The organism is Sphingopyxis sp. (genome assembly GCF_051861155.1).
Lineage (GTDB): Bacteria > Pseudomonadota > Alphaproteobacteria > Sphingomonadales > Sphingomonadaceae > Sphingopyxis.
Map to the genome: position 1 here is coordinate 170107 of NZ_JBHYDE010000009.1, position 7514 is coordinate 177620.

Annotated in this window: 7 protein-coding genes; 2 read left to right on the forward strand and 5 right to left on the reverse strand. The window is 63.6% G+C overall.

Annotated elements, in window-relative coordinates; translation table 11 throughout:
* From purU to ACTIFP_RS16090, 5 genes are read right to left on the reverse strand one after another with little or no spacing between them, the layout of a single operon-like run.
* Complete coding sequence (gene purU / locus ACTIFP_RS16070) at nucleotides 1–855, reverse strand: formyltetrahydrofolate deformylase (RefSeq protein ID WP_137889235.1); 855 nt, start codon at nucleotides 853–855, stop codon at nucleotides 1–3.
* Between the two features lie 33 nt (nucleotides 856–888).
* Entirely contained in the window at nucleotides 889–1419 is a 531-nt protein-coding gene (locus ACTIFP_RS16075) for a sarcosine oxidase subunit gamma family protein (RefSeq protein ID WP_431591857.1), read from the reverse strand.
* On the reverse strand, nucleotides 1412–4327 hold the full coding sequence (locus tag ACTIFP_RS16080; protein WP_431591858.1) for a sarcosine oxidase subunit alpha family protein: 2916 nt from the start codon (nucleotides 4325–4327) through the stop codon (nucleotides 1412–1414). Before ACTIFP_RS16080 ends, ACTIFP_RS16075 begins: the two co-directional genes overlap by 8 nt.
* Nucleotides 4324–4584, reverse strand: a complete 261-nt coding sequence (locus ACTIFP_RS16085; RefSeq protein ID WP_431591859.1) for a sarcosine oxidase subunit delta — start codon at nucleotides 4582–4584, stop codon at nucleotides 4324–4326. The genes ACTIFP_RS16080 and ACTIFP_RS16085 overlap by 4 nt, the downstream gene beginning before the upstream one ends.
* A gap of 10 nt (nucleotides 4585–4594) precedes the next feature.
* On the reverse strand, nucleotides 4595–5857 hold the full coding sequence (locus ACTIFP_RS16090; protein WP_431591860.1) for a sarcosine oxidase subunit beta family protein: 1263 nt from the start codon (nucleotides 5855–5857) through the stop codon (nucleotides 4595–4597).
* An 83-nt stretch (nucleotides 5858–5940) separates the two neighbouring features.
* Between ACTIFP_RS16090 and ACTIFP_RS16095 the strand changes: the two genes are divergently transcribed.
* Both ACTIFP_RS16095 and ACTIFP_RS16100 read left to right on the forward strand, forming a co-directional pair.
* Nucleotides 5941–6912, forward strand: a complete 972-nt coding sequence (locus ACTIFP_RS16095; RefSeq protein WP_439569702.1) for a GlxA family transcriptional regulator — start codon at nucleotides 5941–5943, stop codon at nucleotides 6910–6912.
* Between the two features lie 301 nt (nucleotides 6913–7213).
* The coding region (locus ACTIFP_RS16100) for a phage integrase N-terminal SAM-like domain-containing protein (RefSeq protein ID WP_439569703.1) at nucleotides 7214–7514 on the forward strand (301 nt) is incomplete at its 3' end.

The following is a 7514-nucleotide window of genomic DNA, read 5'->3' on the forward strand; positions in this document are numbered from 1 at the left end:
TCAGTCCCTGAACACCACGGTAGTCGATCCGTTGAGCAATGCGCGGCCCTCAAGGTGGAACGACAGCGCACGCGCGAGCACGCGGCGCTCGATATCGCGCCCCTTGCGCACCAGATCGTCGGGACTGTCGGAATGGCTGACGCGTTCGACGTCCTGCTCGACGATCGGCCCTTCATCGAGGTCGGCGGTGACATAATGGGCGGTTGCACCGATCAGCTTCACGCCGCGACTGTGCGCCTGATGATAGGGCTTGGCCCCCTTGAAACCCGGCAGAAAACTGTGGTGGATGTTGATGCAACGCCCGGACAGATAGGCCGCCATCTCGTCGGACAGAATCTGCATGTAACGCGCGAGTACGACCAGATCGACCTGCTCCGCCTCCACGAGTTCGCGGATCTGACGTTCCTGATCGGCCTTCGTCTCCTTGGTGACCGGCAAATAGTGAAAGGGGATCGATCCGAAATCCGCCGGACCGAATACCTCACGCGGATGGTTCGACACAATTCCGGCAATATCCATCTTTAACTCGCCGATGCGCCAGCGGTACAGGAGATCGACGAGGCAATGATCGAACTTCGACACCAGCAACAGAACCCGCTGACGGACGCTGTCGCGGCGAAGATCCCATTGCATGCCAAGGTCATTCGCCAGCTTGCCGAGATCCGATTGCAGTGCCGCTTCGCTAGCGGGTGCGAGGTCGAATACGACCCGCATGAAAAAGCTGGCCGTTGTCGTGTCATCATACTGATCAGCTTCGAGAATGTCGCCGTTCGCCCGGAAAATTGCGGTCGAAATCTTGGACACGATCCCGCGCTGATTGGGACACGACATGGTGAGGATGAATTTCTCGGTCATGATACCTTCGTTTCAAACCATGGATAAATGGCGTTAGCGCCCGACCGCGAGGCCCTCCGCTGCAGCCGCGGCACTGAACCAGTGCCAGAAGCTGCCCGCAAAACTTCGCGGGACGGCGACGCCCAGTGTGCCCGAAGAGGCCCGCCAGGCGATCAAATTGATATGGGCGATGACGCTGCAGACGCAGTCTCCGTCAGACGCGAGGGCGGTTTCCAGATCGACAAATATGCCTTTCTGCAAGACGCGCATCGCCGCAGGACCGTGCAGTTTGAGCAAGGCATAGCCGTCGCCCTGATCAAAGGTCGCGGCCGCATCGTCCAGGCCTGGATGCGACTCTTCGCACAGCGTCAGCCATGTTCCGGGACCGGTTTTCAATACCGTTGCTCCGGGCGCCCCGCGCGCGAAAGCCGCAAGCGCCGCGCCCGTGTCGTCTTCGGCGCCGCGATATGCCATCGTCGCTACGGTCTGGTGGACATGCAAGGCCTCGACCCGCAGCCCGAACGGATGTGCAGTCGGCAGGTCGGCGAGAATGGTATCGAAAGCGGAAAGCTGATGGTCAGGCACGAAGGCGTTCCCCCGCTGCGTCGAAAAAGACCGGGCTACACACTTCGACCTCGATGCAGGTTCCCCGCACCGGCGATGCGGCGGCGATGGTTTCGCCGATACGCTCAGGTCCATGCTCCAACAGGCCGAGAGCAATCCAATGATCGAACACGCCCGAGTAGGCCACGGAGGTGATATGCCCCTGGCTTTCGCTCGCCACCTGCGCCGCTCCTTTCCGGAATAGATGCGATCCGGCGCTAAACCGCTGCGCGGGATCGACCGGCTTCAAACCGACGAGCATCTGCCGGCCCGGATCGACGAGCGCGGGCCTTTCGGCCATCGCCCGGCCGATGAAATCCTTTTTCTTCGAGAGCATGCGCCCAAGCCCGAGATCGTGTGCAGTCACTTGCCCGTTGAGGTCGCCGCCCGCCACATGCCCCTTTTCGATGCGCAGAATACCAAGCGCCTCAAGCCCATAGGGGGTGCAGCCATAGGCCCGGCCCAGCAACGCTAGTGCACGAACAAGCGCATCGCCATGGTTGGTCGGTACTGCGATTTCATAGGCGAGTTCGCCCGAAAAGCTGAGGCGGAAGAGTCGCATCGGAATGCCGTTCCATTCCCCGGCGAGCGCCGCCATGAACGGAAAGGCTTCGTTCGACAGGTCAATGGCGGGCAGCAGATCCTGAAGTAATGCGCGCGACAGCGGACCGGCGACCGCAATCTGCGCCCAGCCTTCGGTAATCGAACAGGCATGGGCTTTGAGGCCCGGCCAGATCACCTGCAGCGCGAAATCGATGTGCCGCATCACGGCGACGGCGTTCACTGTCGTGGTCGTAATGACGAACCGATTGTCGTCGAGGCGCGCGACCGTACCGTCGTCGAACACGAAGCCATCCTCGCGCAGCATCACGCCATAGCGGCATTTGCCGACGGGCAGCGTCGACATCATATTGCCATAGAGCCGGTCGAGCAGCATCGCGGCGTCGGGACCCACAATCTCGATCTTGCCGAGCGTCGACACGTCGCAGATGCCGACCGTCGATCGCACCGCCTTCGCTTCGCGAACCGCACTCGCCAACCAATCCTTGTCGCCCGGCCGGGTGAACCATTGGGCCCTTTTCCACAGTCCCGCATTGACGAAGCTCGCGCCGTTTTCCGCCGCCCAGCGATGCGTCGGCGTCAGCCGTGTGGGCTTGAGATGCTCGCCGCGGTGCACACCCGCAAGCGCGCCGATAGCCACGGGCGTATGCGGCGGGCGCGCTGCGATCGTACCGATCGCAGCCATCCCCGCATCGCGATGCTGCGCGAGAACGGCATGGCCGAGGACCTGTCCCGCCTTGCCCTGGTCGGTCGCCATGCCCAGCGTCGTATAACGCTTGAGATGTTCGACCGAACGATAGCCTTCGCGGTCGGCGAGCAGGACGTCGTCGACCGTCACATCATGCTGAAAGTCGACAAAGGATTTCTGACCGCTGTCGCTGACGACATGGGGCGACGCTTGCGCCGAGACCACCACCGGCTGCGCGGCCGCCGCCGCATCGCAGATCCGACGCGCCGCAGCTTCGCCGCTCGCCATTGCGTCGGCGAGCGACAAGGCACCGTCGGCCGCGCCTGCAAACATCATCCCGCCCGGAAGCGTACCCTGCCGGAACGCCTGGAGCGTATCGCACCAGTCGGGCCGCTTGCCCAGATGGCTCGCAAAACCGACATTCGGGTTCCAGCCGCCCGCCATGCCCAGAAGGTCGACGGCCATGCGCTCCATGCCACCGTCGAAACGGCGCACCTCGATCGCCTTCAGGCTCCTGCCAAAGGTGCGCACCACCTCGCCCGCAATGACGGGGGCAAACGCCACGTCCCTGGTCGGCTGGCCGCGCGCATCGATGATCGCGGCGATCTCGACACCCGCGGCGGCGAGGTCCGCCGCCACGTCATATCCCGTGTCGCAGACAGTAAAGATCGCTACGCGCTTGCCCGGTGCGACCGCATAGCGATTGACATAGGTCTGGATCGCCGATGCCATCATCACGCCCGGACGGTCGTTGCCGCCAAAGGCGATCGGCCGCTCGGTCGCGCCCGTCGCAAAAATCGCCTGCGCCGCGACGATCTTCCAGTAACGCTGACGCGGCTGCCCGTCGGCTGCGATCGGCAAATGGTCGGACACGCGCTCGACCGCACCGAAGCTGTTGCCATCATAGGCGCCGAACAGGCTTGTCCGCGTCAGGATCGTCACCCGGTCGTTCGCGGCCAGCTCGCGCAGCGCCGCAGCAGCCCACGCCGTCCCCGATTGTCCGCCGACCTCGTGGCGTTCCGAAAGCAATCGACCGCCCACCCGGCTGTCATTTTCGACCAGCAGGACGCGAAGGCCGCTCCGCGCCGCCGACAACGCAGCCGACAGACCGGCCGGACCCGAGCCGACGACCAGCAGGTCCGCAAAGGCGTGGCTGCGATCATAGCTGTCGGGATCGGCTTGGCCGCTCAGGCGCCCGAGTCCCGCCGCGCGGCGGATCAGCGGCTCATAAAGACGCTCCCAAAGAGCCGCAGGCCACATGAAGGTCTTGTAATAGAAGCCGGCGACAAAGATCTTCGAGAACAGCCCGTTTACCGCCATCAGATCGAAACTCGGGCTGGGCCAGCAATTCTGGCTTTGCGCCTCCAGGCCATCGAACAGCTCGACCGACGGCGCGCGGCAATTGGGCTCGGCGCGCGCACCGCCACGCAGCGTCACCAGCGCGTTGGGCTCGTCGATCCCATCGGTCAGGATGCCGCGCGCGCGGTGATATTTGAACGACCGGCCGACGATCCGGACACCATTCGCTAGAAGCGCCGACGCCAGCGTATCACCTGCGAAGCCCGTCAGCGCCCGGCCGTCGAAGCGAAAGTCGACCGCCTTGGTGCGATCGATCAGGCCGCCCGCCTGAAGGCGCGTCATCGCCCCTGCTCCGATGCCAGCGTCACCGACAGAAAATCATGCGTTCGCGTGTCGCGTTCAACGACCAGCCAGCTCCGGCAACCTGCGGCATGATACCAATGCTCTTTCTGCGGCCCGGCGGGATTGATGCGCCCATAGACATGGTCGGCGAACGCGACGTTTCCCTCTTCATAGTCGGGACGAGGCGTCGGCGCCTCGCCACGGAAATAGAATTCGCTGCTGTCGCGTAGCCCGCAATGCGGGCAGGAGATGATCATCGCGACGCCCTCACTGCAGATTGGCCTGGGCGCCCGCGCCCTTTTCATCGATCAGTTGCCCGCTCGCGAAGCGATCGAGCCGATAGCTGGCAGCGACCGGATGCGGCTCGTCGCGGGCCAGCAGATGTGCAAAGCACCAGCCCGACGCCGGCGTCGCCTTGAAGCCGCCGTAGCACCAGCCACCGTTGAGATAGAGGCCCGGCACCGGCGTCCGGTCGATGATCGGCGACCCGTCGAGCGTCATGTCCATGATGCCGCCCCACGAGCGTAACACCCGGGCGCGGCCGACCATCGGCATGATGGCCATCGCCTCCTCGCAGACATCCTCGACGATCGGTAGGTTTCCGCGCTGCGCGTAGCTGTTGTACCCGTCGAGGTCGCCACCGAACACCAGCCCGCCCTTGTCGGACTGGCTGATGTAGAAATGCCCGGCGCCGAACGTGATCACACCGGGGATGACAGGCTTCAGCCCCTCGCTCACGAACGCCTGAAGCACATGGCTCTCGATCGGCAGGCGCAGATCCGCGAATGACGCCACCCGCGACGTATTGCCCGCAACCGCCATCCCGACCTTGCCCGTGAGTATTTTGCCGCGGCTCGTTTCGACGCCGGTCACCCGGCCGCCGGCATCGCGAACGAAGCCGGTGACTTCGCAATTCTGGATGATGTCGACGCCGCGATCCGACGCGCCGCGTGCAAAGCCCCAGACGACGCCGTCATGCCGCGCGGTACCCGCCCGCTTTTGCAACAGCCCCCCGAAAATGGGAAAACGCGCATTGTCGAAGTCAAGGAACGGCGCCATGCGGCGCACCTCGGCCGGGTCCAGCAAGTCCGCATCGACGCCGTGAAGACGCATCGCGTTGCCGCGCCGTTCGAAAGCGTCGCGCTGCTCGTCCGAGTGGCAGAGGTTCAGGATACCGCGCTGGCTGACCATCGCATTATAGTTGAGGTCCTGCTCCAGGCCTTCCCACAACTTCAGCGAATGCTCGTAAAAGGGAATATTGCCCGGCAGCAGATAGTTGGAACGGACGATCGTGGTGTTACGCCCGGCGTTGCCGCCGCCGATCCAGCCCTTTTCGATAACGGCCACATTGGTGATGCCGAAATTCCTGGCGAGATAATAGGCCGTGGCAAGGCCGTGGCCGCCACCGCCGATGACGATGACGTCATAGCGCTCCTTCGGCGCCGCATCGCGCCACGCGGGCTTCCAGCCGCGGTGCCCCGTGAGCGCGTGACGCGCGAGCGTGAACAGGGAGTAGCGTTGCCGTTCCATCAGAAGGAATTTACGCTTTGCTGCCCAGCGCCGCTTGTCTTATAGCGACATGATATTGCCTAACAGCGACATCGGAGAGATATTTGCCTACCCGGCTCGGCTATCTGCTCATCGACGGCTTTGCTCTCATGTCTTACGCGCCGGTCATCGAGCCCTTTCGCGCCGCTAACCGCCTGTCGGGCGAGGACCATTACATCTGGCGTCACTATTCCGTCGACGGAAGACCGGCGCTGGCCTCGAACGGCGTAACCTTGGCAGTCGACGGTTCGGTTGAATCGATGGGCGACATCGACATGCTGTTCGTCTGTGCAGGCGGCAACCCCGCATTGTTCCGGGACAAAGGCACATTTGCCCAACTCCGGCGTGCCGCACGCTTCGGGGTGCGGCTGGTGGGCGTATCGGGAGGTCCCTTCATACTCGCAAGGGCAGGATTACTCGACGGCTATCGCTGCACCATTCACTGGGAGCACGAGGCCGCCTTCCTTGAAACCTTTGCCGCGCCACGGCTTGAACGCGGCCTGTTCGTTCTCGACCGCGATCGCACAACCTGCGCTGGCGGCCTGGCAGGGCTTGATCTGGCGGTCACACTGATCTCCCGGGATTTCGGCCCAAGGCTGGCACGCCGGGTAAGCGACTGGTTTATTCAAGCCGAGCAGCGCCAAGGAGGCGGCGCGCAACGGCCCGATCCCGGACAGCGATACCGGATATCCAGCGAAGGCTTGGGCCGCGCACTGTCGGCGATGGAAGAGAATCTCGGCGAGCCGCTTGATCGGTCTTCACTCGCTTCGGTCGCGAAAATGTCGGTCCGGCAATTGGAACGCCTGTTTGCCGCCCAACTGGGAACGACGATCGCGGTTCATTATCGAGCTTTGAGACTGGAGAGAGCCCGTCGCCTGTTGGCCGAAACCGGCATGACGGTTGCCGAGGTGGCTACGGCATCAGGATTCGCAAACGGGAGCCACTTCTCGCGGGAATATAGGCGGCACTTTTCCATGCCACCATCGGCATCTCGCAGTGGATCCATTGCAGGGCAAATTCGCCCGTTGGCAATATAATGTCCTCGCTCGTTCTCGCTCACGCGAGCCAGCGAGACGCATGCGTCCGACGAGGCCTGCGCATTAGCAGCCGAAGCATTCGAGCCGAACGATCTTGTGAACCTGACGATCGCGATTGCGGCGATGAGCGCCTTCAACAGGCTGAGCGTACCATTCCGTCTTCCGGTTGTGGCCGATGCACGAACCGCTGCGCGGATTGGCGCTAGCCTCAATGTAAAGGGGCCGAGCGAGCGCCGCGCCTGATTGAACGTCGGCTGCCGCAGGCAGACCCTTTCGGCTCCTTTACCTGAGGAGTCGAACGATGAACGAGCTTATCCAGATTGGCCCGATCAGCCCGCTGCGCCAGCGGCTGATCGACGATATGACCATGCGGCGCTTCTCGAAGGAGACGCAGCGCAACTATCTGCGCGACGTCGGACGGTTCGCGACCTGGCTCGGGCGCTCGCCCCACACCGCGAGCGCCGAGGATGTCCGGCAGTTCCAGATCGAGCAGCAACAGGCGGGCGTCCCCGCACCAACGATGAACAGCATCGTCGGCGCGCTGCGGTTCTTCTTCACGCACACGCTCGACCGCCCCGACCTCGCGCGCAAGCTGGTCCGCA